The 22,907-nt window shown below is 50.3% G+C and carries 27 protein-coding genes and 1 pseudogene; 20 read left to right on the top strand and 8 right to left on the bottom strand.

Going from position 1 to position 22,907, the window contains the following annotated elements; translation table 11 throughout:
• The first annotated feature begins 96 nt into the window (after positions 1–96).
• From pspA to tyrR, 8 genes are all read left to right on the top strand, one after another.
• Positions 97–765 carry a phage shock protein PspA gene (gene pspA, locus NNO02_RS17225; RefSeq protein WP_003020532.1) on the top strand — a complete coding sequence of 223 codons (669 nt, stop codon included), beginning with the start codon at positions 97–99 and terminating at the stop codon, positions 763–765.
• Between the two features lie 54 nt (positions 766–819).
• On the top strand, positions 820–1,044 hold the full coding sequence (pspB, locus tag NNO02_RS17220; RefSeq protein WP_048211519.1) for an envelope stress response membrane protein PspB: 225 nt from the start codon (positions 820–822) through the stop codon (positions 1,042–1,044).
• The gene (gene pspC, locus NNO02_RS17215) at positions 1,044–1,403 is read left to right on the top strand and encodes an envelope stress response membrane protein PspC (protein WP_137381742.1); all 360 of its coding nucleotides are present in this window, start codon (positions 1,044–1,046) and stop codon (positions 1,401–1,403) included. The genes pspB and pspC overlap by 1 nt, the downstream gene beginning before the upstream one ends.
• Positions 1,404–1,411: 8 nt before the next feature.
• Positions 1,412–1,633, top strand: coding sequence for a phage shock protein PspD (gene pspD, locus NNO02_RS17210; protein ID WP_040230893.1), 222 nt, complete (start codon positions 1,412–1,414; stop codon positions 1,631–1,633).
• Between the two features lie 76 nt (positions 1,634–1,709).
• Positions 1,710–2,027 carry a thiosulfate sulfurtransferase PspE gene (pspE, locus tag NNO02_RS17205; RefSeq protein WP_271441959.1) on the top strand — a complete coding sequence of 106 codons (318 nt, stop codon included), beginning with the start codon at positions 1,710–1,712 and terminating at the stop codon, positions 2,025–2,027.
• Positions 2,028–2,169: 142 nt separating this feature from the next.
• Positions 2,170–3,567 (top strand): YcjX family protein, encoded by a 1,398-nt coding sequence (locus NNO02_RS17200; protein ID WP_202038538.1) that lies wholly within the window; start codon positions 2,170–2,172, stop codon positions 3,565–3,567.
• Positions 3,564–4,625, top strand: a complete 1,062-nt coding sequence (locus NNO02_RS17195) for a YcjF family protein (RefSeq protein WP_271455339.1) — start codon at positions 3,564–3,566, stop codon at positions 4,623–4,625. The genes NNO02_RS17200 and NNO02_RS17195 overlap by 4 nt, the downstream gene beginning before the upstream one ends.
• A 146-nt stretch (positions 4,626–4,771) precedes the next feature.
• Positions 4,772–6,316, top strand: coding sequence for a transcriptional regulator TyrR (tyrR, locus tag NNO02_RS17190; protein ID WP_199973940.1), 1,545 nt, complete (start codon positions 4,772–4,774; stop codon positions 6,314–6,316).
• Between the two features lie 52 nt (positions 6,317–6,368).
• Here the strand turns inward: tyrR and tpx are convergent, their stop codons facing one another.
• Entirely contained in the window at positions 6,369–6,875 is a 507-nt protein-coding gene (tpx, locus tag NNO02_RS17185; RefSeq protein WP_040230898.1) for a thiol peroxidase, read from the bottom strand.
• A gap of 115 nt (positions 6,876–6,990) precedes the next feature.
• Between tpx and ycjG the strand changes: the two genes are divergently transcribed.
• Positions 6,991–7,977 (top strand): L-Ala-D/L-Glu epimerase, encoded by a 987-nt coding sequence (ycjG, locus tag NNO02_RS17180; protein ID WP_271455338.1) that lies wholly within the window; start codon positions 6,991–6,993, stop codon positions 7,975–7,977.
• On the opposite strand, the gene mpaA is transcribed toward ycjG, so the two are convergent.
• On the bottom strand, positions 7,952–8,659 hold the full coding sequence (mpaA, locus tag NNO02_RS17175) for a murein tripeptide amidase MpaA (RefSeq protein WP_271455337.1): 708 nt from the start codon (positions 8,657–8,659) through the stop codon (positions 7,952–7,954). The genes ycjG and mpaA overlap by 26 nt on opposite strands.
• Positions 8,660–8,843: 184 nt before the next feature.
• Between mpaA and mppA the strand changes: the two genes are divergently transcribed.
• Complete coding sequence (mppA, locus tag NNO02_RS17170) at positions 8,844–10,457, top strand: murein tripeptide ABC transporter substrate-binding protein MppA (protein WP_271450189.1); 1,614 nt, start codon at positions 8,844–8,846, stop codon at positions 10,455–10,457.
• Between the two features lie 196 nt (positions 10,458–10,653).
• Here the strand turns inward: mppA and NNO02_RS17165 are convergent, their stop codons facing one another.
• Entirely contained in the window at positions 10,654–11,217 is a 564-nt protein-coding gene (locus NNO02_RS17165; RefSeq protein ID WP_271441965.1) for a MarR family winged helix-turn-helix transcriptional regulator, read from the bottom strand.
• Between the two features lie 115 nt (positions 11,218–11,332).
• On the opposite strand from NNO02_RS17165, the gene NNO02_RS17160 reads away from it, so the two are divergent.
• Together NNO02_RS17160 and NNO02_RS17155 are read left to right on the top strand one after the other, a co-directional pair.
• The gene (locus NNO02_RS17160; protein WP_271441966.1) at positions 11,333–11,563 is read left to right on the top strand and encodes a glutaredoxin family protein; all 231 of its coding nucleotides are present in this window, start codon (positions 11,333–11,335) and stop codon (positions 11,561–11,563) included.
• Between the two features lie 68 nt (positions 11,564–11,631).
• Entirely contained in the window at positions 11,632–11,901 is a 270-nt protein-coding gene (locus tag NNO02_RS17155) for a Rho-binding antiterminator (protein ID WP_271455336.1), read from the top strand.
• Between the two features lie 27 nt (positions 11,902–11,928).
• Here NNO02_RS17155 and NNO02_RS17150 read toward each other — a convergent pair whose 3' ends face one another.
• On the bottom strand, positions 11,929–12,699 hold the full coding sequence (locus NNO02_RS17150) for a DeoR/GlpR family DNA-binding transcription regulator (protein WP_271455335.1): 771 nt from the start codon (positions 12,697–12,699) through the stop codon (positions 11,929–11,931).
• Between the two features lie 119 nt (positions 12,700–12,818).
• Between NNO02_RS17150 and NNO02_RS17145 the strand changes: the two genes are divergently transcribed.
• Positions 12,819–13,202: a VOC family protein gene (locus NNO02_RS17145; RefSeq protein ID WP_271455334.1), complete on the top strand. Its 384-nt coding sequence runs from the start codon at positions 12,819–12,821 to the stop codon at positions 13,200–13,202.
• Between the two features lie 8 nt (positions 13,203–13,210).
• Here NNO02_RS17145 and NNO02_RS17140 read toward each other — a convergent pair whose 3' ends face one another.
• On the bottom strand, positions 13,211–14,122 hold the full coding sequence (locus NNO02_RS17140; RefSeq protein WP_271455333.1) for a LysR family transcriptional regulator: 912 nt from the start codon (positions 14,120–14,122) through the stop codon (positions 13,211–13,213).
• Between the two features lie 175 nt (positions 14,123–14,297).
• Between NNO02_RS17140 and NNO02_RS17135 the strand changes: the two genes are divergently transcribed.
• The 4 genes and pseudogenes from NNO02_RS17135 to NNO02_RS17120 all read left to right on the top strand — a co-directional run bounded on the left by NNO02_RS17135 (position 14,298) and on the right by NNO02_RS17120 (position 17,448).
• The gene (locus NNO02_RS17135) at positions 14,298–15,140 is read left to right on the top strand and encodes an SDR family oxidoreductase (protein ID WP_271455332.1); all 843 of its coding nucleotides are present in this window, start codon (positions 14,298–14,300) and stop codon (positions 15,138–15,140) included.
• Between the two features lie 142 nt (positions 15,141–15,282).
• Positions 15,283–15,906: pseudogene (locus NNO02_RS17130) on the top strand (carboxymuconolactone decarboxylase family protein); the annotation flags it as partial.
• A gap of 39 nt (positions 15,907–15,945) precedes the next feature.
• Complete coding sequence (locus NNO02_RS17125; protein WP_271455340.1) at positions 15,946–16,353, top strand: cupin domain-containing protein; 408 nt, start codon at positions 15,946–15,948, stop codon at positions 16,351–16,353.
• 42 nt (positions 16,354–16,395) lie between these two features.
• Positions 16,396–17,448 (top strand): NAD(P)-dependent alcohol dehydrogenase, encoded by a 1,053-nt coding sequence (locus NNO02_RS17120; RefSeq protein ID WP_271455331.1) that lies wholly within the window; start codon positions 16,396–16,398, stop codon positions 17,446–17,448.
• A 37-nt stretch (positions 17,449–17,485) separates the two neighbouring features.
• Here the strand turns inward: NNO02_RS17120 and NNO02_RS17115 are convergent, their stop codons facing one another.
• Positions 17,486–18,517: a mechanosensitive ion channel family protein gene (locus NNO02_RS17115; protein ID WP_271441973.1), complete on the bottom strand. Its 1,032-nt coding sequence runs from the start codon at positions 18,515–18,517 to the stop codon at positions 17,486–17,488.
• Between the two features lie 244 nt (positions 18,518–18,761).
• On the opposite strand from NNO02_RS17115, the gene NNO02_RS17110 reads away from it, so the two are divergent.
• The gene (locus NNO02_RS17110; protein ID WP_048211538.1) at positions 18,762–19,022 is read left to right on the top strand and encodes a DUF2534 family protein; all 261 of its coding nucleotides are present in this window, start codon (positions 18,762–18,764) and stop codon (positions 19,020–19,022) included.
• Between the two features lie 48 nt (positions 19,023–19,070).
• Here NNO02_RS17110 and uspE read toward each other — a convergent pair whose 3' ends face one another.
• Positions 19,071–20,021 carry a universal stress protein UspE gene (uspE, locus tag NNO02_RS17105; RefSeq protein WP_005126626.1) on the bottom strand — a complete coding sequence of 317 codons (951 nt, stop codon included), beginning with the start codon at positions 20,019–20,021 and terminating at the stop codon, positions 19,071–19,073.
• A 175-nt stretch (positions 20,022–20,196) separates the two neighbouring features.
• Entirely contained in the window at positions 20,197–21,570 is a 1,374-nt protein-coding gene (locus tag NNO02_RS17100; RefSeq protein WP_271455330.1) for an aminotransferase-like domain-containing protein, read from the bottom strand.
• A gap of 102 nt (positions 21,571–21,672) precedes the next feature.
• Here NNO02_RS17100 and NNO02_RS17095 point away from each other — a divergent pair, with 102 nt between their 5' ends.
• Positions 21,673–22,434 carry an AzlC family ABC transporter permease gene (locus NNO02_RS17095; RefSeq protein WP_271455329.1) on the top strand — a complete coding sequence of 254 codons (762 nt, stop codon included), beginning with the start codon at positions 21,673–21,675 and terminating at the stop codon, positions 22,432–22,434.
• Complete coding sequence (locus NNO02_RS17090; RefSeq protein WP_271455328.1) at positions 22,434–22,733, top strand: AzlD family protein; 300 nt, start codon at positions 22,434–22,436, stop codon at positions 22,731–22,733. Before NNO02_RS17095 ends, NNO02_RS17090 begins: the two co-directional genes overlap by 1 nt.
• Positions 22,734–22,907 lie beyond the last annotated feature (174 nt).

The following is a 22,907-nucleotide window of genomic DNA, read 5'->3' as shown; positions in this document are numbered from 1 at the left end:
CTTTAAAATCAATAAAATAAAAAGTTGGCACGACAAGTGCATTATGGAGGCAGCAGGGCATTGCCCGATATCAGAACAGTAAGTGAGGATTACATTATGGGTATTTTTTCTCGTTTTGCCGACATCGTGAACGCCAATATTAATGCGTTGCTGGAAAAGGCCGAAGATCCGCAGAAACTGGTGCGGTTGATGATTCAGGAAATGGAAGACACACTGGTTGAGGTTCGATCTAACTCAGCGCGTGCTCTGGCAGAAAAGAAACAGCTGTCTCGCCGGATTGAACAGGCCAGTGCGCAGCAGGCGGAGTGGCAGGAAAAAGCGGAGCTGGCGCTGCGTAAAGAGAAAGAAGATCTGGCGCGTTCTGCATTAATTGAAAAGCAGAAACTGACCGATTTAATTGCTTCTCTGGAGCATGAAGTGACGCTGGTTGACGATACGCTGGCGCGGATGAAAAAAGAGATTGGTGAGCTGGAAAATAAACTCAGTGAAACCCGGGCTCGTCAGCAGGCATTGATGTTGCGTCATCAGGCGGCGAGTTCTTCCCGCGATGTCCGTCGTCAGTTGGATAGCGGCAAACTGGACGAAGCAATGGCCCGCTTTGAATCTTTTGAGCGCCGTATTGATCAGATGGAAGCGGAAGCCGAAAGCCATAACTTTGGTAAGCAAAAATCTCTGGATCAGCAATTTGCAGACCTGAAAGCAGATGATGAAATCAGCGAGCAGCTGGCGCAGCTTAAAGCCAAAATGCAGCAAGACAAGCAATAATAACAACTGGCGGCGCCCGAACGCGCCGCCGCTCATCACCTGTAAGGAGTACTCATGAGCGCGCTATTTCTGGCCATTCCGTTAACTATCTTTGTGCTGTTCGTTTTGCCGATCTGGCTGTGGTTGCATTACAGCAACCGTTCCAGCCGTGGTGAACTCTCGCAAAGCGATCAGCAACGTCTGGTGGAACTCAACAATGATGCACAGCGTATGCGTGAACGTATTCAGGCGCTGGAAGATATCCTTGATGCCGAACATCCAAACTGGAGGGACCGCTAATGGGGGGCGTTAACCTGAACAAAAAGCTGTGGCGTATCCCACAGCAGGGCATGGTAAAAGGGGTCTGTGCCGGTATTGCGCACTATCTCGATGTCCCCGTGAAACTGGTAAGGATCCTGGTGGTACTGTCAGTCTTTTTTGGTCTGGCCTTTTTCACCGTAGTTGCCTACATCGTGCTGACGTTTGTGCTGGACCCAATGCCGGACAACGTCGCATCCGGCGAGCAACAGCCATCGAGCGGAGAATTGTTAGATTCCGTCGATCGTGAACTGGCCGCGAGCGAAAAGCGTTTGCGTGAAATGGAGCGTTATGTGACATCGGATACCTTCACATTACGCAGTCGTTTCCGTCAATTGTGAGGATTGAAATGAATAATCGCTGGCAACGTGCCGGGCAAAGGGTCAAGCCGGGCTTTAAAATAGCAGGCAAGCTGGTGCTTCTTACTGCGCTTCGCTACGGCCCTGCGGGCGTTGCGGGGTGGGCGGTGAAATCCGTAGCCCGCCGTCCGTTAAAAATGTTGCTGGTGTTGGTACTGGAGCCATTATTGAGCAAGGTTGCCAGGAAAATTTCCCAACGCTATGGCCAGTGATAGTACGCTCGCAATATTTCCTTAAGATCAAGTATATAGTGTTAGGTGACTTTCCATCATTTAACGGAACGATACTATGTTGAAAAAAGGCGTATTCGCGCTGGCGCTGGTCATCGGCATGCCGGTGTTTGCGGCCGAGCACTGGATTGATGTTCGTGTTCCTGAACAATATCAGCAGGAACACGTTCAGGGGGCCATCAACATCCCTTTAAAGGATTTGCAGGCTCGAATTGCGGCAGAAGTCCCTGATAAGACCGACACCGTGAAGTTGTATTGCAACTCAGGTCGTCAATCCGGGATGGCAAAAGATATGCTGACCGGGATGGGCTATACACAGGTCACCAACGAAGGCGGTATCAGCGGGATTAATCTTCCTAAAGTAGAGAATAAATAATCCGCATGCTTTCTTTTGGCTAAAGGCGACATGAACGATGTCGCCTGATTTCTTTCAGGGAGTTGATAACTCAGTATTAAACCTTATGTTTACTCCCTGTTTGTTATAATTTCTTCGGTTCCTTCAGCATAACGGGATGGCGATGAAGCGACTTAAAAATGAACTCAACTCGCTGGTTAATCGCGGCGTAGATCGGCATCTGCGCCTGGCTGTCACCGGACTTAGCCGCAGCGGTAAAACAGCGTTTATTACCGCAATGGTAAACCAGTTACTCAATATTCATGCTGGTGCTCGTTTGCCGTTGCTCAGTTGTGTGCGTGAAGAGCGTCTGCTTGGCGTAAAGCGGGTTCCTCAGCGCGATTTTGGTATTCCGCGCTTTACCTATGACGAGGGACTGGCCCAGCTATATGGCTCTCCGCCAACCTGGCCGACGCCGACGCGTGGCGTCAGTGAAATTCGCCTGGCGTTGCGCTACAAATCCAACGATTCTTTGCTGCGTCACTTTAAAGATACGTCTACGTTGTACCTGGAAATCGTCGATTATCCGGGGGAATGGCTGCTTGATTTACCGATGCTGGCCCAGGATTACCTTGGCTGGTCACGGCAAATGACCGGATTATTACAGGGACAGAGAGGTGAATGGTCGGCCAGATGGCGGCAGCTATGCGAGGGACTTGACCCGCTGGCACCTGCGGACGAAAACCGTCTGGCGGAAATCGCCGCAGCATGGACAGATTATCTGCATCAGTGCAAACAGCAGGGATTGCATTTTATTCAACCTGGGCGCTTTGTGCTGCCGGGGGACATGGCTGGCGCACCTGCGCTGCAATTTTTCCCGTGGCCGGATGTGGATGCTTTTGGTGAGTCAAAACTGGCACAAGCAGATAAACACACCAATGCGGGCATGTTGCGCGACAGGTTTAATTACTACTGTGAAAAGGTCGTGAAAGGGTTCTACAAGAATCACTTTCTGCGCTTTGACCGCCAAATTGTGTTGGTTGATTGCCTGCAACCGCTTAACAGCGGACCACAGGCGTTTAACGATATGCGTCTGGCACTGACACAACTGATGCAAAGCTTTCATTATGGGCAGCGCACGTTGTTCCGCCGGTTGTTCTCGCCGGTAATCGATAAGTTGCTGTTCGCTGCCACCAAGGCCGACCACGTTACGATCGATCAGCATGCCAATATGGTGTCGTTGTTGCAGCAATTGATTCAGGACGCCTGGCAAAATGCTGCGTTTGAAGGCATCAGTATGGACTGTCTGGGACTGGCATCGGTGCAAGCAACCACCAGCGGCCTGATTGATGTGAAGGGCGAGAAGATCCCCGCGCTGCGCGGCAATCGTCTGAGCGATGGCGAGCCGTTGACCGTCTATCCGGGAGAGGTCCCTGCGCGTTTACCGGGCCAGGCTTTTTGGGATCGCCAGGGTTTCCAGTTTGAAGCCTTTCGCCCACAGGTCATGGATGTGGATAAACCCTTACCGCATATTCGCCTGGATGCCGCGCTGGAGTTTTTAATAGGAGATAAATTGCGATGAGCGAGCCGTTAAAACCGCGTATCGATTTCTCAGGTCCACTGGAAGTGGAACCAAACACGGCATTTAAAGCACAGCAAATGTTCAACGATACCGAAGCGCAGACATTTTCTCCGGCGACAGTGGATGAGCCGCTGGAAGACGAAGGTCAGGCTGAAGCTGTTATTGATGCCGCGTTACGTCCTAAACGCAGCCTGTGGCGCAAAATGGTGATGGGCGGGCTGGCACTGTTTGGTATCAGTGTGGTTGCTCAGGGCGTGCAGTGGACGATGAACGCCTGGCAGACTCAGGACTGGGTCGCGTTGGGGGGCTGTGCTGCGGGCGCGCTGATTATTGGCGCAGGCGTGGGGTCGGTGGCAACCGAGTGGCGTCGGCTGTGGCGTTTACGTCAACGCGCGCACGAGCGTGATGAAGCGCGTGATCTGTTACACAGTCACGGAACCGGAAAAGGCCGCGCATTTTGTGAAAAGTTGGCACAACAGGCAGGTATCGATCAGTCTCACCCTGCGCTACAACGCTGGTATGCCTCTATCCATGAAACGCAAAATGATCGGGAAGTTCTGAGCCTGTATGCCCATCTGGTGCAGCCAGTGCTGGATGCGCAAGCACGACGTGAGATCAGTCGTTCTGCGGCGGAATCCACGCTGATGATTGCCGTCAGCCCGTTAGCGTTGGTGGATATGGCGTTTATTGCCTGGCGAAATCTGCGGTTGATTAACCGTATAGCGACGCTGTATGGCATCGAACTCGGCTATTACAGCCGCCTGCGCCTGTTTCGTCTGGTACTGTTAAATATTGCTTTTGCCGGGGCCAGCGAGCTGGTGCGGGAAGTGGGGATGGACTGGATGTCGCAGGATTTAGCGGCCCGGCTATCCACGCGTGCCGCGCAGGGTATTGGCGCGGGCTTATTAACAGCGCGTCTGGGGATTAAAGCGATGGAGTTGTGCCGTCCATTACCGTGGATTGATGATGATAAACCGCGACTGGGGGATTTCCGCCGTCAGCTGATCGGTCAGGTGAAAGAGACCTTACAAAAGAACAAATCCCCGCGTGAAAGTTGAGTAAATACGGGTGCCGATCGTATAACTTTACGCCCCGGCGCCCAATTTTCCAGCGTGCTGTCAATATTTGTTGACAGAGTCCTTCCTGCTAACCCAATACTGGCTTATCATCTAACACATGATCCCTTGTTTAGGTGAAGGTTCCCATGCGTCTGGAAGTCTTTTGTGAAGACCGTCTTGGTCTGACCCGCGAATTGCTCGATTTACTGGTGCTGAGAAGCATTGATTTACGCGGTATCGAGATTGACCCCATCGGGCGAATTTACCTTAATTTTGCGGAACTGGAGTTCACTAACTTCAGCAGCCTGATGGCTGAAATCCGCCGCATCGCAGGGGTAACGGACGTCCGCACCGTGCCCTGGATGCCTTCCGAACGCGAACATCTGGCGCTTAGCGCGTTGCTTGAAGCATTGCCTGAACCCGTTCTTTCTCTGGATATGAAAAGCAAAGTGGAGATGGCAAACCCGGCAAGTTGCCAGCTTTTTGCCCACCCCCAGGAGCGGATGCGCAACCACACGGCTGCACAGCTCATCAATGGGTTTAACTTCCAGCGCTGGCTGGAAAGTAATCCGCAGGATTCCCATAGTGAACATGTCGTGATTAACGGGCAAAACTTCCTGATGGAGATTACGCCAGTCCATTTGCAGGGTGAAAACCAGGAGCAGATGCTAACCGGTGCCGTGGTGATGTTACGTTCTACCCTCCGTATGGGCCGTCAATTGCAAAACATGACCACCCAGGATCTGAGCGCATTCAGCCAGATTATTGCCGTCAGCGCCAAAATGAAACACGTTGTTGAACAGGCGCGCAAGCTGGCGACGCTGAGTGCGCCGCTGCTGATCACCGGAAATACCGGTACGGGCAAAGATCTCTTTGCGCATGCCTGCCACCTGGCGAGCCCACGTGCGTCAAAACCCTATCTGGCGCTGAACTGCGCGTCTATTCCTGAAGATGCGGTAGAAAGCGAACTGTTTGGCCACGCCCCGGAAGGTAAAAAAGGGTTCTTTGAGCAGGCGAATGGCGGTTCAGTGCTGTTGGATGAGATTGGCGAAATGTCGCCGCGCATGCAAACGAAATTGCTGCGCTTCCTCAATGACGGGACGTTCCGTCGCGTGGGCGAAGATCATGAAGTTCATGTTGATGTTCGCGTAATCTGCGCGACGCAAAAGAACCTGGTGGAACTGGTGCAGAAAGGTCTTTTCCGTGAGGACCTCTATTATCGTCTGAATGTCCTGACGCTTAATCTGCCGCCGCTACGCGATTGCCCGCAAGATATTATGCCGCTCACCGAGCTGTTTGTGGCGCGTTTTGCTGACGAACAGGGTGTACCTCGTCCGAAGTTGTCTGCCGATCTCAGCACGGTGCTAACCCGCTACGGCTGGCCGGGTAATGTGCGTCAGCTTAAAAATGCTATCTATCGGGCGTTAACTCAGCTTGAAGGCTATGAACTGCGCCCGCAGGATATCTTATTGCCGGATTATGATGCAGCAACCGTTGCCGTCGGAGAAGAGGTGATGGAAGGGTCGCTGGATGAAATCACCAGCCGCTTTGAACGTTCTGTGTTAACGCAGCTTTATATGAATTATCCCAGCACGCGCAAACTGGCTAAACGCCTCGGCGTTTCGCATACCGCGATTGCCAATAAGTTACGCGAGTATGGTCTGAGTCAGCAGAAAAAAAGCGAAGAGTAATGATGTAAATAAAAATGCCTCCATCTGGAGGCATTTTTGTATTCAGGGCAACTTAGGCTTTCAGCACGGCCAACGCTGCATCATAGTCAGGCTCGTTGGTAATTTCATTTACCAGTTGGCTGAACACGATGTTGTCATTTTCGTCAATAACGACAACGGCACGAGCAGCCAGACCTTTCAGCGGACCTTCGGCAATTTCAACACCGTAGTTTTTCAGGAATTCTGCGTTACGCAGGGTGGACAGCGTGATAACGTTGCTCAGACCTTCTGCGCCGCAAAAACGAGAGTGGGCGAATGGCAGGTCGGCTGAAATGCACAGTACAACGGTGTTGTCGATTTCTGTCGCCAGTTGGTTAAACTTACGTACTGATGCCGCGCACACGCCGGTATCGATGCTTGGGAAAATATTCAGCACTTTGCGCTTGCCTGCGAACTGGCCCAGCGTAACGTCAGACAGGTCTTTAGCCACAAGGGTAAAAGCCTGAGCTTTGCTTCCAGCCTGAGGAATGGAGCCGGCGACTGCAACCGGGTTGCCCTGGAAATGAACGGTTTGTGACATGGTTATCTTCCTGTTTACATATAGTTAACGTCAAGGCTAGTTTATGCCATCAGCAGTTAACACGGCAAACGCTATTTGCGGATATCCGCTTCAGGGACTGCATTAAGGAAAACAAATGAGATCAGTTAAGGTGTTTGAGGAAGCCTGGCCGTTACACACTCCCTTTGTGATTGCCCGCGGGAGCAGGACCGAAGCGCATGTGGTGGTGGTTGAACTGGAAGAGAATGGTGTAAAAGGTATTGGAGAATGTACGCCTTATCCTCGCTATGGCGAAAGCGATGCGTCGGTACTGGCTCAAATTATGAGTGTTGTGCCACAACTGGAACACGGTTTGACGCGTGAAGCGCTGCAGGCATTACTGCCTGCGGGGGCGGCGCGTAATGCCGTTGACTGTGCACTTTGGGATCTCAATGCACGTCAGCAACAACAGTCTCTGGCCGACTACGTTGGTACTGAACTGGATGCAACAGTAACAACCGCGCAAACCGTCGTGATTGGCTCGCCGGAGCAGATGGCGGCGAGCGCGACCGCGCTCTGGGATAACGGTGCCAGATTGCTGAAAGTCAAACTGGATGCACACTTAATCAGCGAAAGGATGGTTGCGATCCGGGCGGCTGTGCCTGAGGCGACAATCATTGTCGATGCTAATGAGTCCTGGCGTGCTGAAGGGCTGGCCGCACGCTGCCAGTTAATGGCGGATTTAGGCGTTGCGATGCTGGAGCAGCCTCTGCCGGCTAATGATGATGCCGCGCTGGAGAATTTCGTGCATCCGCTGCCTGTCTGTGCTGATGAAAGCTGCCATACCCGCAGCAGTCTGAAAGCGCTGCATGGCCGCTATGAAATGGTGAATATTAAACTGGATAAGACAGGCGGACTGACGGAGGCGCTGGCGCTGGCGGCCGAAGCTCGCGAGCAGGGATTTGCGTTGATGCTCGGCTGTATGTTGTGTACATCCAGGGCGATCGGCGCTGCATTGCCGCTTACACCACAGGTCAGCTTTGCCGATTTGGATGGCCCAACCTGGCTGGCCCGAGACGCCGAGCCTGCCTTGCATTTTACAACCGGACAGCTTCATCTCAAGGATGCCAGCGCAAAAGATTAGACATTGCCAGCAGGTATTTTTCGCTCGCTTCATCCGATGAAATGGGCGGAAATTCTGCAGTAATGCAATGTAGGTTTAGATCGGCGCACCAGCTACCAAAAGAACCTGGCGTTTCATAACCGACGCTGGTTACCAGCGGCAATTCGAACGACCGCGCCAGCCACGCGCCTAATTCGCTGTGTCTGGGATCTTCAATACAGGCCAGCGGATCGTGGAAAGAAACTATCCATGCAGGATGAATGTGGTGAATAAGTTGGCATAGTGCCTGGGTCTCAGGCTCTGATCCCGGATGATCGCCGGTTAATAACACCACATCACGCTCTTCTGCGCTGCTGTTCCAACGATATACCGTTTCACCGGATTTCCAGTTTGCCGCCGGAAAGTTACGGTTAAGATCAACGCCGTTTGCATTTGCACGCAGACCCAATTGGCAACCGTCAGGGTTAACGGCCAGCACGACATGATGACGACGCAGGGAAGGGTTCAGCGTACGTAAGGCACAGGACAGGGTGACGACTGATGAGTTTTCATCACCGTGAGTACCAGCCAGTATCAAACCGCTTTCACGATCGGCTGCCGGTGCCGGGAACCAGATTAGCGGTGCGCCCAATAGTGAACGTCCGTAATGTTCAGTTCCTGGCGGAAATGCGCCACGCTCGGCACGGGGACGGGTAACGGTCATAATCATCTCTGAATGCATGTATTGTTACTCGCAGTGTTGTGCAAAATTTATGGATAATCAAATCGTTTTCACACACTTATCTTTTCAGGTGTAATATCACTTTCCTGTCGGAAGTTAATTGCATTTCCTGCTGGCGATACAAATAATTACTCATTCACTTAGTGGCCAGATTTGAGGGTATTTTATGAGGCATTCTGTTTCAGTAACCTGTTGTGCGCTGTTGGTTAGCAGCATTTCTTTATCCTATGCTGCGGATGTTCCCAGCGGGACGGTACTGGCAGAAAAGCAAGAATTGGTGCGTCATATAAAAGATGAGCCAGCGTCACTCGATCCGGCAAAAGCCGTTGGGCTTCCAGAAATTCAGGTTATTCGCGATTTATTTGAAGGCTTGGTCAACCAGAATGACAAGGGTGAGATTATTCCCGGTGTTGCCACACAGTGGAAGAGTAATGATAACCGCATCTGGACGTTTACGTTGCGCGATAATGCACAATGGGCCGATGGTACGCCGGTAACAGCACAGGACTTTGTCTACAGTTGGCAGCGTCTGGTGGACCCGAAAACACTATCGCCGTTTGCCTGGTTTGCCGCGCTTGCTGGGATCAACAATGCCCAGGCGATCATCGATGGCAAAGCCACGCCCGATAAGTTGGGTGTCAGCGCGGTAGATGCGCATACCTTCAAAGTGCAGTTGGACAAACCACTACCCTGGTTTGCCAACCTGACAGCGAGCTTTGCGTTTTATCCCGTGCAAAAAGCCAATGTCGAAAGTGGTAAAGAGTGGACGAAACCAGGCAACCTTATCGGTAATGGTGCCTATGTGCTGAAAGACCGTGTGGTTAATGAGAAACTGGAAGTTGTGCCGAACACACATTATTGGGACAACGCCAAAACAGTGCTGCAAAAAGTGACTTTCCTGCCGATTAACCAGGAGTCTGCTGCGACCAAACGCTATCTTGCCGGCGATATTGATATCACTGAGTCCTTCCCGAAAAACATGTATCAGAAGCTATTGAAGGATATTCCTGGGCAGGTTTATACGCCACCGCAGCTTGGTACTTATTACTATGCGTTTAACACGCAAAAAGGACCGACTGCCGATTCACGCGTGCGTCTGGCGCTTAGTATGACTATCGATCGCCGTCTTATGGCGGAGAAAGTATTAGGGACTGGAGAAAAACCCGCATGGCATTTTACGCCGGATGTGACAGCAGGGTTTATCCCGGAACCTTCTCCGTTTGAACAAATGAGTCAGGAAGAGCTTAACGCTCAGGCGAAAACGCTGCTGCGTGCGGCCGGTTATGGTCCGCAGAAACCACTGAAATTGACGCTGTTGTATAACACGTCTGAAAATCATCAGAAGATTGCTATTGCTGTGGCTTCCATGTGGAAGAAAAATCTTGGTGTGGATGTGAAATTACAGAATCAGGAATGGAAAACGTACATTGATAGCCGTAATACCGGTAATTTTGATGTGATCCGCGCATCCTGGGTGGGAGATTACAACGAGCCATCCACATTCCTGTCGTTATTAACCTCGACCCATACGGGCAATATTTCCCGCTTTAACAATCCGGCATACGATAAAGTGTTGACTCAGGCCACGCTGGAAAATACAGAGAAAGCACGCAACGCCGATTATAACGCAGCAGAAAAAATCCTGATGGAACAGGCACCTATTGCGCCGATTTATCAGTACACCAACGGGCGTTTAATTAAACCGTGGCTGAAAGGGTATCCGATTACCAACCCGGAAGATGTGGCATACAGTCGCACTATGTATATTGTTAAACACTAGTTGCGTACGTTCTCCTGTTAACCTTCGTTAACCCCGTCAAATCCAGAACTGGCGCTGATTTCAGCGCCAGCATCTCCAGATAACCAGTATTAACCTCATTAGAAATGACGGTAAACGACGCGTCAAATACCTGGAGCGAGAAGCTACCCTGGAAAGCGGCAATCCGACCACACTGAAGACACTAAACCAGAGAAGATCATACGTCCGGGGGCTGATGCTCCCGACAAATTAACGTCGAATCATCCTCACTCAACGGTTCTTTCGTTAAATTACAAAAACCTCGACCGTTTACTTTTTGGTGAAACCGGCAGCTCTGGCACAGACCAAATCCCGGCACATTACTGGTGCGCTGAATGCCTCTCAGCAGTTCGAAAAGTAGCTCCTTGAGTAAACCCGCGCGTTCACCCATCGCAGATTCACCCGTCACCAAAAATGAGGGGGGAAGTAGGGCATCCAGCAGATTTTTGGCCAACTCGGTGAGCTGCAGATGAACGCTACGCTTATCCCTGGCATCCTGTGTGCGTACCACCAGTCCTTTTGATTCCAACAACTTTAGCGATTGTGACACCGTTCCTTTGGTGAGGCCGAGGTAGTCCGTCACGGCGAGAGGCGTATTGGAGTAGCGGTTACAGCGTGCGAGATACATCAACGCACTGAGTTGTACTGGCTGTAGATCCGCAAGTAAAGGATGTTGGCGAAACCACATCCGCGTCAGACCAGACAGCCGGTCCAGTACGTCAAAAAGCGACATGTCATGCATAACAAAATCCTCCTCGACATATAGTATCGACTAAAAACTATATTGACAAAGCATAAAACTGGCGTAGCATAAATTATAGTATCGAATCGATACTATAATTTAAAGGAGAGGTATCATGACCAAAGCCCGTTTTTATCATGCTGGTTGCCCGGTTTGCGTTTCCGCAGAAGAAACACTGCTGCAGCATCTGTCCCCCGATGTGGAAATCGACGTTATTCATTTGGGAGAACAACCTGATCGAGTTGCAGAGGCGGAGCGAATCGGAGTGAAGTCTGTTCCTGCACTGGTGATCGACGGCAATGTGCTGCATATCAACTTTGGCGCACCCATTGAAGCGTTGAAATAGCGTCGCATGTTCGGGAAGTTGCGAGGGCAATTTCCCGAACCAGCGTGGACATGGGGAAGGGGGTATTTATGTGTGCTGCAGAAAAGTACCATCCTGTCGATTGCGATCTGCATGACTATCTGGAGATTGCCTGTCTTTATTACTATTTGCTGCGCATTGAACTGACTACTGGGGAACACTTTGATGCCAGGGCCGTGACGACATGTACCACAGCAGACAAAGAGGAATTCTTGCTTGTGGAGTGCCATGAACACCATCATAGAATTCGCCTGGACTTTCTGTCAGCCATTACCCCATTGACGGCTGGCGCCACGTTTAGCACCGTGATATTCCGTTGAATCTGTACGTAAAAAGACGCGCTACCGTTACACGGTGTAAATGCGGATGTCATGCGCCTGAAAAGCGGTACCGTACTGTTTGCTGATGTTTTCCTCCACGACAATGACATCGATGTTACTGCTGGCGGTGACAACATAACGTGCGACGGCAGGGATCTTATCCGCCGTCAGTGCGACGATAGTTTCGTTACTCTGCTTTATCACCGCTTTTTTAAACTCACAATCGGCGTAATCAAACCCGGTTAATCCGGATTCCGGTGCCATCGCGCAACCACCAATAAAACCTTGATCAAATAAAATATCCTGTACCTGGGCAATGGCTGTCGGACCGACGCAGCCACCGGACGATCGCTGTACTGGCCCACCTAACATGATGACCTCGAATAGCGGTTTTTTCAGCAGTACGGCGGCAATATCAGGTGAATTTGTCACGACGGTTAATGCCAACTCAGCGGGAAGGGCTTCAGCCATTGCCTGGTTGGTTGTTCCTGTGTCGATAAAAATACAGCTCCCGGATTTCACTAGCCGGGCGCATCTTTGCGCGATGCTGCTCTTTTTCGCTGTATTAATATTCTTGCGTACTGCGATGTCAGCTGACTCTGGTAGTGAAATTACAGCCCCGCCGTAGACTTTCTTGCAAACACCTTCTTTACACAACTCATGTAAATCACGGCGGATCGTATGCTCTGACACTCCCAAACGGGCGGCCAGTTCAGTACAGATCACTCTGCCGTTTTCCTGCAGGATCTGATAGATAAGTGCCTGGCGTTGATCCGGGAATGCAGCGTAATCGAGCATGATAACTCCATAAAAATAAACATCGAGCAATAACGTGCATGATCGTGCATTATATTGCAGGATGTCAATATCCCTTAGCGGGGGCGTACCGTTCAGAATAAAACGATAAGAGGATCGCGATGAAAATTGCACATATGGCTTTATGGACCCGGGATCTTGAGCGACAAGCCCAGTTCTGGGTGTCGTTTTTTGATGGTGTGATAAACGAAAAATACTGCAGCAAAACCAATCCTGGGTTTGAATCTTATTTCGTCAGGGTTGGTGAGGACATTGCGATTGAGCTAATGACAAAACCGGGACTGACCCACCCGGTACCTGACAATAACACTTCAGGGTGGGTGCATCTTGCTCTCTCTGTGGGTGGCGCGGGGCATGTTGATGCACTGGCGATACGCGCAAAAGAACAGGGCATCCTGGTCTCCGGACCACGAACCACCGGTGACGGATATTACGAGGCCGTCATTCAGGACCCCGACGGTAATTTAATCGAGATTGTAGCGTAATACGTAAATCAGGCCGGATGACAAAATTGCCCGCGCAGGATCTGTGTTAGTTGTTCAAATACCAGCCTCACTCTGGCCGGTAGCAGCGGGAGATGTGGACGAAAAATATAGAGTTGCCAGGGCTGATAGTTAAGTTCTGGCAGCAGGTTAACCAGTTCGCCATTTTGCAAATAAGGCCGAACAGAGATATCTGCCAGCTGCCCAACCGTTCTTCCCGCGAGGGCGGCGGCCAGTTCGCTCTCAATATCGGAGGCGATAAATACCGGGTTTGCCGGAAAGAAACTGTTGCCATCGGCAAACTGCCATGGCCAGACGCGCCCTGAATTACTGTTGGTCAGGGCACTGAGCGGGTAATTATGTTGCAAATCCTGGCGGTTTTTTGGCTTGCCCATTTTTTCAACTAAGTGGGGCGATGCAACGATATTGACACCTACCGGGCAGATTGTTTTAACGATATAACGGTTATCCGGGACGGTGCCAATACGAATACCCATGTCGATCTGCTCGTCAATAATATTCAGATGTCTGCCGGTATTGTGCCACTCGATGCTGATTTCTGGATAACCAGCAAGGCCGTGCAGCAACTGGCGAATAATCTCACGGTTTTCGAATAGCGGGGGTAGTGTAATGCGTACTTTGCCTGCTATTTCCTGCGGGTTGTGACGTTTACCTTCTGAGAATAGCGCTTCGCTTTCAGCCAGCAGACGCTCTGCTTTTGGCCAGAACAGCTGACCGAAAGGCGTCAGCTTCATCTGCCGTGTATTGCGCAGAAACAACATTTCGCCAAGGCTTTGTTCCAGTTCAGCAATACCTCGAGTGATTTGTTGGGGGGCCAGACCGAGTGTTGCGGCAGCCTCTCTGAACTTCAGCGTTTCGGCTGCCGTACAAAATATCTTTAATGCGTCGAGTTTATCCAGCATACCGGGTGCACTTTTACGGGAAGATTATTCCTTCATTATATCAATATCTGGAATTCTGAAAGCATAAACGATTCATATACGAGTGATAATTATGACGTAATAATCATGCTCATTGAGATTCGGGTGGCGTAATACCCCGGATGCGTAACACTTAAAACAATGAACAGGAGGGAGTATGGTGCAACGTACATGGCTAATCACCGGTGTCAGCAGTGGGTTCGGTCGCGAAATGGCGCAGCAACTTCTTGAACGCGGTGAACGCGTGGTGGGGACCGTACGCGATCGCGCTAAAGTTAGCGATCTCCTGAGTCGCTGGCCCGTGACATTTGATGCACCGCAAGTAGATGTGACGGATAGCGCTGCACTGCGTCATACAGTGGATAGTGCCTGGCAGCGCTATGGGCGAGTTGATGTGGTCATCAGTAATGCGGGATACGGCCTGTTTGGTGCTGCGGAAGAGTTGAGTGACGATCAGGTCCGCCAGATGCTTGAGACAAATTTGTTGGGGTCCATTCAGTTAATCCGCTGCGCGTTGCCGCATATGCGAAAACAAGGTGGTGGACGTATCATCCAGATCTCCTCTTATGGCGGACAGGTCGCATTTGCCGGAAACTCACTGTATCACGCGACTAAATGGGGTATTGAAGGATTTGTCGAGTCGGTTGCCCAGGAAGTTGCTGCATTTGATATCGGAATGACGATTGTTGAACCCGGCGGGGCACGGACTGAATTTCGTTATGGTAGCGCCCAGATTGCCACACTGATGCCGGAATATGACGCGACACCTGCGCACAGTTTTCTGAAAATGCTTGATCCTGTGAATGGGCTTGCGCCTGGCGATCCGGCGCGTATGGCTTCGCAAATCATTGCCAGTGCTGACCTTGCTCCTGCGCCATTGCGTATGGTGCTCGGTTCGCAGGCGCTGCAAAGTACGCTCTCGGTGCTGCGTCAACGTGTCGCTGACTTTGAGACCCAGCATGCGCTTGCGGCATCAACAGATTTCCCTGCCGGTGAGTAGCACCTGCCACAGCGCTATTCATGACTTGTCTTCATAAGTTTGTCCTGATTTAACCCTCTAATCGTCGATACGCTGTGCCTCTATAATTTTGTTGTTTTCAGCATTCGGCGGCAGAGACTGTCGCCTGCCCGGAGAATCGAACATGTCAAATCATTTGAATGCCAGACAGCTGGCAGTCGTCCCCATTGCAGCATTCACTGCCACAGGACAGCCAGATAAGCTGGAGGCAGCGCTTAATGCAGGGTTAGATGCAGGGCTAACCCTGAATGAAGTGAAAGAGATTTTACAGCAGCTTTACGCGTACTGTGGTTTTCCCCGCAGTCTGAATGGCCTGTCGTGCTTGATGTCGGTAGTGAAAGTTCGCAAAGAAAAAGGGATTGTGGATCCAGAAGGGAAATCCGCGACGCCGCAACCCGATAACTGGAACAGCCTGCTGGCGGGAAGCCAAACGCAAACCCAACTGGTTGGACAGCCGGTTAGCGGCCCGCTGTTTGATTTTTCCCCTGCCATTGATACCTGGCTTAAAGCACATCTGTTTGGCGATATTTTTCAGCGTGATGTGCTGGATTGGCCGACCCGTGAACTGGCAACCGTCTCTGCGTTAGCCGTACTGGGCGGCGTGAACAGCCAACTAAAAAGTCACTTTGCTATTAGCCTGAATGTTGGGTTACGCCCTGAGCAACTTATCGAATTTATTACGCTACTTGAGCAGCACTGTGGTGCTGAGATTGCGGAAAATGCCCGTGCAGTTCTTGATGAATGTATGTCAGGAATACCGTCAGCTACTACCCCTACGGGAGTCATGATGAACGAACAATTTGATGGTAACAGCGTCTTTCCCCGGGGAGAGAAAAATGAAGCCTATGCGAAGTACTTCACCGGGACCAGCTATCTGACCATGCTTTCAATGGAAGGTGTGGTGATTGGTAACGTGGCATTTGAACCTGGCTGCCGTAATTTTTGGCATATTCATCATCAGGGCGGTCAAATTCTGCTGGTGACTGGCGGCAGAGGCTGGTACCAGGCGTGGAATCAACCCGCGCGAGAACTGAAAACGGGTGATGTGGTGCATATTCCGGCGGGAATGAAACACTGGCACGGTGCTGCGTGTGATAGCTGGTTTGCCCATATTGCGGTAGAAATCCCGGCCCCTGGCGCGTCGAACGAATGGCTGGAACCGGTTAGCGACGCTGAGTACAACCTGCTGCCCTGAGCTATGCTGGTTGAGGTGCACTTTATCCCTGAGGAGATCTAAATGGTCATGAATGTGAAGGGTTACGCCGCGTTGGCGGTGAAAGAAGATCTGGTCCCGCACAGTTTTGTTCGTCGGGATCCGCGTGAAGATGATGTCGTCATTGAAATATTATTCAGTGGGGTGTGTCACTCTGACATCCACAGTGCCTACAATGACTGGGGCGGCGCTACGTATCCGATGGTTCCCGGCCACGAAATAATAGGCCGTGTAGTGCATGTTGGGAAATCGGTAACAAAATTCGCGGTCGGCGATCTTGCCGGCGTGGGGTGTATGGTTGATTCATGCCAGCACTGTAGCGCCTGCGAACAGGGGCTTGAGCAATATTGCGAAGAGGGGAACACCCTTACGTATAACGATACGGACCGTCATGATGGCCTGCCTACTTTCGGTGGCTATTCTGACATGATTGTCGTGACCGAGAAGTTCGTCGTGAAGGTGCCGGAAGGAATCGACTTACGCGGTGCTGCGCCGTTGTTGTGCGCCGGTATCACCACATGGTCGCCGTTACGTCACTGGCAGGTTGGGCCGGGGAGTAAAGTCGCTGTTGTTGGGTTGGGTGGTCTGGGACACATGGCGATCAAGCTTGCTAAGGCATTGGGGGCTGATGTTACGTTATTCACGCGATCGCCAGGCAAAGAAGCTGATGCCCGACGCCTGGGAGCCAGTCATGTTGTGCTTTCAACAGACAGCGAACAGATGAAAGCCGCGGCGAATCAGTTTGACCTGATTATTGATACCGTTCCCTACGTGCATGATCTTAATCCATATATTCCAACACTGGCGCTTAGCGGAACGTTGGTGCTGGTGGGATATCTGGGGCCGTTGGATCCGTTCCTGAATACGGTTCCGCTGATCCTCGGTAGAAGAGCCGTTGCGGGTTCGGTGATTGGGGGGATTGCGGAAACTCAGGAGATGATGGATTTCTGCGGTCAGCATGGCATTACGGCCGATGTTGAGGTTATCAATATTCAGGATATTAATACCGCGTGGCAACGGATGTTGAAAAGCGATGTGAAATACCGCTTTGTCATTGATATCGCGTCACTGAAATAAATGCAAAAAGACGCGGATATCCGCGTCTTGGTTTTGGTTAGTGGGCAGAAGGTTGCGCCTCGGCGTTATCCATATATAACGTCTGACTGGGGAACGCAAAGTCAGCACCGTTTTCCTGAACTATTGTAATAATTTTCAAGTACACATCTTGTTGTACAGCAAGCCACTCCTGCCACACGGTGGTTTTTGTGAAGCAATACACCATGATATTCAGCGATGAATCGGCAAACTCATTAAAATAGACCAGCAGGGTTTGCTTTTGATCTATTCCGGGATGACTTTGCAGCATTTTTCTGACCGACTCGACCACTGCGCCAATTTTATCAGCATCTTCATAACGTAACCCGATCACCGTTTTGATTCGTCGATTACTCATCCGCCCCGGGTTTTCTACACTGATGGAAGAGAAAATTGAGTTCGGCACATATAACGGACGGTGGTCGAAGGTGTTTATTTTGGTCATTCTCCAGCCAATTTCAGTCACCGTACCTTCGATATTTCGGTCCGGAGAACGGATCCAGTCACCGATGCTAAACGGTCTGTCGAAGTAGAGCATAATGCCAGAGAAAAAATTACTCAGGATATCTTTGCCTGCCATACCGACAGCGATACCGCCGATGCCGCCGAACGTTAACAGCCCTGACAAGCTCATGCCGAAATGCTCGCCATACAGCAAAATGATGGCGACGACGATCGTAATCTTAATGATGCGCGACATGATCCGCGCACTGGTGATATCTCTGCCCTTGTTAATCTGCGTTTTTTCAAACTGGTTGATGACCAGAAAGAGTTTTATCGTCAGGATCAACGCAATCAACGAGGTACAGATAAAGTCGACCACGCTTGGAGAGATAAATTTCAGCTTATAACTATCGATGACGTTATTCGCAATAGTGCCAAATGTACCAATGATAATGGCATAAACAAAAAACTGTGCCGCATGGAATATGAATCCTTTGCAGTGTTTTTCACTACGATGAAACCAGACGCTCATCAGGACTAACGCTGCACAGCTGCTGAGAATTACCGTTAAATTAAACGCATTATTTATAAACAGTTCAGCGATCATGATTCTCCCAGGTCACTCCGTGTTAGCTAAATATCATCTGACATCCTTCATCAGCGGATATTTTACCCAGTTCAGGCTGTCAGATCATTAATAAAAGGAGAGAGAAATAATACAATCAGCGTTATTTTCAGGCGAATAGTGCGCATGTCAAGTCTGAGTGTGGTGTATGTAGCAGACAGTGAGTTTATGTCATGGTATTGTTGCTGCAAAGTAACACGGTTTTCATCTGCAAAAGGACAGTACTATGATCATGGCTAAGCTGAAGACAGCGAAGGGACGGAAGTTTCTGTTATGTCTGCTTGGGGTATTTATCATTGCGGCATCGGTTGTGACGCGCGCGACGATTGGTGGTGTCATTGAACAGTATGACATTCCGCTTTCCGACTGGACAGCCTCGATGTATGCCATTCAATCCGCAATGATTTGCGTCTACAGTATGGTTTTTACTATTTTGCTGGCTATTCCGCTTGGTATCTATTTCCTCGGAGGCGAGGAGAAGCACTAGGTACATGTCATGCCGGATGACATCGCCATCCGGCATTTTGCTGCAGGATTAATCGTCTTCTTCGTCGTCCAGTTCAACCGGGGTCTGGTACTGATCCGGTTTGATAACCAGCAGGTCGCAACGCAGATGGTCGATAACCTGTTCTGCGGTATTCCCCAGAAACGCAGCTGATATGCCGGTGCGCCCAACGGTGCCGAGTACCACGATACCCGCCTGTAAATGCTCAGCTAAATCCGGGATGACCTCTTCAGGCAATCCTTTTTCAACGTGTGTAACTTTTTCATCAATACTGAATTTTTGGCGTAATGCCTTCATGGCCAGCAGATGCTGTCCACGGATGGCGTCGTTGTACACGCTGGGATCAAATTCAGGTAGCTCAATCGCAATGTTGATAGGCGTTACAGGATAGGCACCCACCAGGTGTACTTCGGTATGGTTAACCTGTTCTGCAAGCTGCAACGTCTCTTTGACCAGTTTTTCGTTGAGTGCATTGTGATACGCCTCTTCACTGGCGAGATTCACCGCCACCAGCGCTTTACCACCTTCCGGCCACGGCTGATCTTTGACCATCCACACCGGGCTTGGACATTTACGCAATAAATGCCAGTCGGTTGGTGTGAAAATTACGGCTTCAAGGCGGTCGTGTTGGTGTGCCATTTTGAGCACCAGGTCATGCTTAGCGCTGATCACTTCCTGGATGATGGCTTCGAAGGGACGGTTGTGCCAGACCACTTTAATATCAAGCGGGATCCCTGCTTCGATATAGTATTTCGCTTGTTCACGTATCCATGCTGTTCGCTGGCTGATGACCCCCTGACGCATTGCCGTACGCTCGTCCGGCGACAGCAGGGTGGTCATTTCGTAGGAAAAGTCATAGATCGGCAAAAAGGCTTTAATTTTGCCACCAATCCGTTGATGCAAATAAACAGCTCGCCGTAATGCTGGTTGATCGTCCTGGTTTGGATCGATGACTACCAGCATGTTTTGATACATAGCCATACAGGGTCTCCTTACAACTGTCACCGCAGTTTGTATTTAAAAGAGTAACCCAATAATGTGGATTGAAACAGGGGAGAACCTCTTGCCAGATCAATAAACTGGGGAAATCTCCAGCTTTTCCCCCACATCCCGCTCAATTTAAACCATTTCCCGTTGTTTCTATTGTGCTTGCGCGCTACACGGAAAAGGATTGGATACGTGGATGTTTCAACTGCCCGACAATCTCTTTAAGGGTTAAGAGTGCCCGGTGAAGTTGTTCGATCTCCGGCCCCCCAATGCACAGTCGGATACCTGACTGTTCGGATAACGGGTTGACCTCAGTTGATGTGGGTGAGGTGACTTTGATCCCTGCTGCTAAGGCTGCTTCGTAGAACGGCTGTACGCTTTCGCGAGCCAGTGGCAACCAGAGGTGAAAACTGGGATGCCCGGAGCGATAAAGATGCTCACCCAAAATAGAAAAGGCTAATTCATAGCGGCGAACTGTTTCGTGTTCTATCGCAGAGGTTACGGTTTCCGCAGTACCATCAAGTAGCCATTGCTCCATGATCGCGCAACTTATCGGGGAAACCATCATTGCCGTTGCTCTGAGCATGGATTCAGCTCGGGAATATAGCAGCTCAGGCAGCAGAAGCCCGCCGATGCGTAGTGTGGGATTTAGTATTTTAGATAAGCTATTAACATACAAAGTGATATCCGGCGCTAATCGGGCAATTTGTGGGAGTTCAATATTACGGGTGAGCCGATAGACATCATCTTCGATAATAAATAATGCGTTTGCGCGGCAAACGCGTATCAGGTCTTTTCGCCGGGCAAGACTCATTATGCGTGTTGAAGGGCTTTGTAGCAGGGGAGTGACATATACCGCACTGCGTTTGTCATCGCTGGCTTCCAGCATTTTCTCCAATACTGAAACATCCATCCCTTCGTCATCCATCGGAATGCCAACCAGTTTCAGTTTTAACAGCCGTGAAAGTTGGATCAGTCCGGAATACGTTTGCGCCTCCACATAAAGTGTCCCAAAAGGTTCGCATACCGTCGATAACGCCACTGAAAGCGCATGTTGCGCTCCGCTGGTAATAATGAGTTGGCGATAATCAGCGGGCATGCCCAGCCTGTTGAACCAGCGAGCCATCAGGCGGCGGTGTTCGTCATGACCGGCTGCTGGCGCGTAGGTGTTAAACATATCCATATCCGGACGGCGAGCGATCGCTGAAAGTGTCGCGCTGAGAGAACGTGAGCTTAGCGCAGCCGGGGGCGTGTTTTGCGACAAATCGATGACGGTCTGACCACGCGAATTTGCCAGTGCCACAAACATCCCGCTTCCTTTCACACTTCTGACAAGTCCACGTTTCTCAAGGATCCCATAGGCTTTCGTTACGGTGCCAAGCCCGATACCTAATGTGTCCGCTAAATTACGGTGGGCTGGTAAGCGGGCGCCATGCTGAAGCGATCCTGAAAGAATATCTTCAGCCAGGGCCTCAACTAATTGTTCTGTTGGAGATGTTGCATTGCTGGACAGTCTCGGTTGCCAGGGAGAACGCTCACGCATCGGATCACCATAAGTGTAATGTGACACTATTTATATTTACTAATAGTGTCACACATTCTATTCTGACGCCAGTATCAAAATGGGGCAGAACAGGCATTGGGTATGAGTGTGAAAAGTGTGAGTGAAAGTATAGATCGCGCAGGATCTACAGATGATCCGACAGCTATTGATAGTATTAGAAAAGACGTTGTCCGAGGTTTAAAAGACGGTTTTCCCGTTTTACTTGGCGTGATCCCTTTTGCTCTGGTTTTGGGGGCCCAGGCCAGCCATAAAGGACTTAGTGGTTTAGCTGTTCCGCTGATGACGGGATTAAATTTCGCTGGTGGATCTGAATTTGCAGCAATACAAATCTGGACGTCACCTCCCCATATTTTTCTTATTATGGCAGTTACCTTCCTGGTTAATAGCAGGCATATTCTGATGGGCGCAACTCTTGTTCCGCTGTTGATGCGTTTTTCTAAGCGTAAAGTTTTACCTGCACTTTTTTTTATGACTGATGAAAGTTGGGCGTTAAGTTATAGTGATGCACACAAAAGAAGCATTAATAATGTTCCTCATTTTAGTATGCCTTATTATTTAGCCGCTTCTTTTTCTTTTTACATTATGTGGGTAGGTTGTACCACGTTAGGCGCGTTAATCGGCCCCGTGCTTGGTGATGTTCATCGCTATGGTTTTGATATGGCGTTTCCCGCTGTATTCCTTGTGCTTGTCAGGGGCATGTGGAGCGGTTTTCGTAAAGCGATTCCGTGGTTTGCCAGCCTGATTGTTGCGGTTGCGGTTTATCATTACGTCCCCGGTGTCTGGTATGTCATGGCAGGTCCGTTGGTGGGATTGGTGGTTGCATGGTTGCAGGGGGATAAATAATGCCAGACCAGCAAACGCTGTTCGCCATCCTCCTGATGGCTCTGACTACCTATGCGACACGTATTGCGTCGTACATGATATTGCGCAACCGGGTGTTATCTCCCAGATCGATGGCGGTTCTTAAATCATCTCCAGGATGCGTCATGCTGGCATTTATCGCACCTTATTTTGCGTCCGGAAACCCTGCCGATCTTATCGCATTAGGTTTAACACTGATCGCCGCATTACGTTTTCCTATGCCTGTCACCGTTGCTATTGGTGTGCTGACTGCTGCTCTCCTGCGTCATTATCTTGGCTGATAATTTTGGATTATTTACAGAAGTAAACGTCTGACCATGGAATGGTCTGGTTATTTAATTGAATCACCTCAGAGGTTTTTTATGCAACCAGGCAGGAAAGAGTGTTTAACCGTAGTTATTGTGACAGCATTAATGGTGGGGATATTTATATTGAGTACACTTATAGTGTTTATA

It is taken from the genome of Citrobacter sp. Awk 2, from assembly GCF_028069815.1.
Taxonomy (GTDB): Bacteria; Pseudomonadota; Gammaproteobacteria; order Enterobacterales; family Enterobacteriaceae; genus Citrobacter.
The sequence above is the reverse complement of the archived record's forward strand: the minus strand, read 5'-3'. Positions and strand labels throughout refer to the sequence as shown.

What these genes read in the sequence shown, in the direction of transcription:
- pspA (WP_003020532.1), top strand. Translation starts at nt 97, where the DNA reads ATGGGTATTTTTTCTCGTTTTGCCGACATCGTGAACGCCAATATTAAT.
- pspB (WP_048211519.1), top strand. Translation starts at nt 820, where the DNA reads ATGAGCGCGCTATTTCTGGCCATTCCGTTAACTATCTTTGTGCTGTTC.
- pspC (WP_137381742.1), top strand. Translation starts at nt 1,044, where the DNA reads ATGGGGGGCGTTAACCTGAACAAAAAGCTGTGGCGTATCCCACAGCAG.
- pspD (WP_040230893.1), top strand. Translation starts at nt 1,412, where the DNA reads ATGAATAATCGCTGGCAACGTGCCGGGCAAAGGGTCAAGCCGGGCTTT.
- pspE (WP_271441959.1), top strand. Translation starts at nt 1,710, where the DNA reads ATGTTGAAAAAAGGCGTATTCGCGCTGGCGCTGGTCATCGGCATGCCG.
- NNO02_RS17200 (WP_202038538.1), top strand. Translation starts at nt 2,170, where the DNA reads ATGAAGCGACTTAAAAATGAACTCAACTCGCTGGTTAATCGCGGCGTA.
- NNO02_RS17195 (WP_271455339.1), top strand. Translation starts at nt 3,564, where the DNA reads ATGAGCGAGCCGTTAAAACCGCGTATCGATTTCTCAGGTCCACTGGAA.
- tyrR (WP_199973940.1), top strand. Translation starts at nt 4,772, where the DNA reads ATGCGTCTGGAAGTCTTTTGTGAAGACCGTCTTGGTCTGACCCGCGAA.
- tpx (WP_040230898.1), bottom strand. Translation starts at nt 6,875, where the DNA reads ATGTCACAAACCGTTCATTTCCAGGGCAACCCGGTTGCAGTCGCCGGC.
- ycjG (WP_271455338.1), top strand. Translation starts at nt 6,991, where the DNA reads ATGAGATCAGTTAAGGTGTTTGAGGAAGCCTGGCCGTTACACACTCCC.
- mpaA (WP_271455337.1), bottom strand. Translation starts at nt 8,659, where the DNA reads ATGACCGTTACCCGTCCCCGTGCCGAGCGTGGCGCATTTCCGCCAGGA.
- mppA (WP_271450189.1), top strand. Translation starts at nt 8,844, where the DNA reads ATGAGGCATTCTGTTTCAGTAACCTGTTGTGCGCTGTTGGTTAGCAGC.
- NNO02_RS17165 (WP_271441965.1), bottom strand. Translation starts at nt 11,217, where the DNA reads ATGCATGACATGTCGCTTTTTGACGTACTGGACCGGCTGTCTGGTCTG.
- NNO02_RS17160 (WP_271441966.1), top strand. Translation starts at nt 11,333, where the DNA reads ATGACCAAAGCCCGTTTTTATCATGCTGGTTGCCCGGTTTGCGTTTCC.
- NNO02_RS17155 (WP_271455336.1), top strand. Translation starts at nt 11,632, where the DNA reads ATGTGTGCTGCAGAAAAGTACCATCCTGTCGATTGCGATCTGCATGAC.
- NNO02_RS17150 (WP_271455335.1), bottom strand. Translation starts at nt 12,699, where the DNA reads ATGCTCGATTACGCTGCATTCCCGGATCAACGCCAGGCACTTATCTAT.
- NNO02_RS17145 (WP_271455334.1), top strand. Translation starts at nt 12,819, where the DNA reads ATGAAAATTGCACATATGGCTTTATGGACCCGGGATCTTGAGCGACAA.
- NNO02_RS17140 (WP_271455333.1), bottom strand. Translation starts at nt 14,122, where the DNA reads ATGCTGGATAAACTCGACGCATTAAAGATATTTTGTACGGCAGCCGAA.
- NNO02_RS17135 (WP_271455332.1), top strand. Translation starts at nt 14,298, where the DNA reads ATGGTGCAACGTACATGGCTAATCACCGGTGTCAGCAGTGGGTTCGGT.
- NNO02_RS17125 (WP_271455340.1), top strand. Translation starts at nt 15,946, where the DNA reads ATGAACGAACAATTTGATGGTAACAGCGTCTTTCCCCGGGGAGAGAAA.
- NNO02_RS17120 (WP_271455331.1), top strand. Translation starts at nt 16,396, where the DNA reads ATGGTCATGAATGTGAAGGGTTACGCCGCGTTGGCGGTGAAAGAAGAT.
- NNO02_RS17115 (WP_271441973.1), bottom strand. Translation starts at nt 18,517, where the DNA reads ATGATCGCTGAACTGTTTATAAATAATGCGTTTAATTTAACGGTAATT.
- NNO02_RS17110 (WP_048211538.1), top strand. Translation starts at nt 18,762, where the DNA reads ATGATCATGGCTAAGCTGAAGACAGCGAAGGGACGGAAGTTTCTGTTA.
- uspE (WP_005126626.1), bottom strand. Translation starts at nt 20,021, where the DNA reads ATGGCTATGTATCAAAACATGCTGGTAGTCATCGATCCAAACCAGGAC.
- NNO02_RS17100 (WP_271455330.1), bottom strand. Translation starts at nt 21,570, where the DNA reads ATGCGTGAGCGTTCTCCCTGGCAACCGAGACTGTCCAGCAATGCAACA.
- NNO02_RS17095 (WP_271455329.1), top strand. Translation starts at nt 21,673, where the DNA reads ATGAGTGTGAAAAGTGTGAGTGAAAGTATAGATCGCGCAGGATCTACA.
- NNO02_RS17090 (WP_271455328.1), top strand. Translation starts at nt 22,434, where the DNA reads ATGCCAGACCAGCAAACGCTGTTCGCCATCCTCCTGATGGCTCTGACT.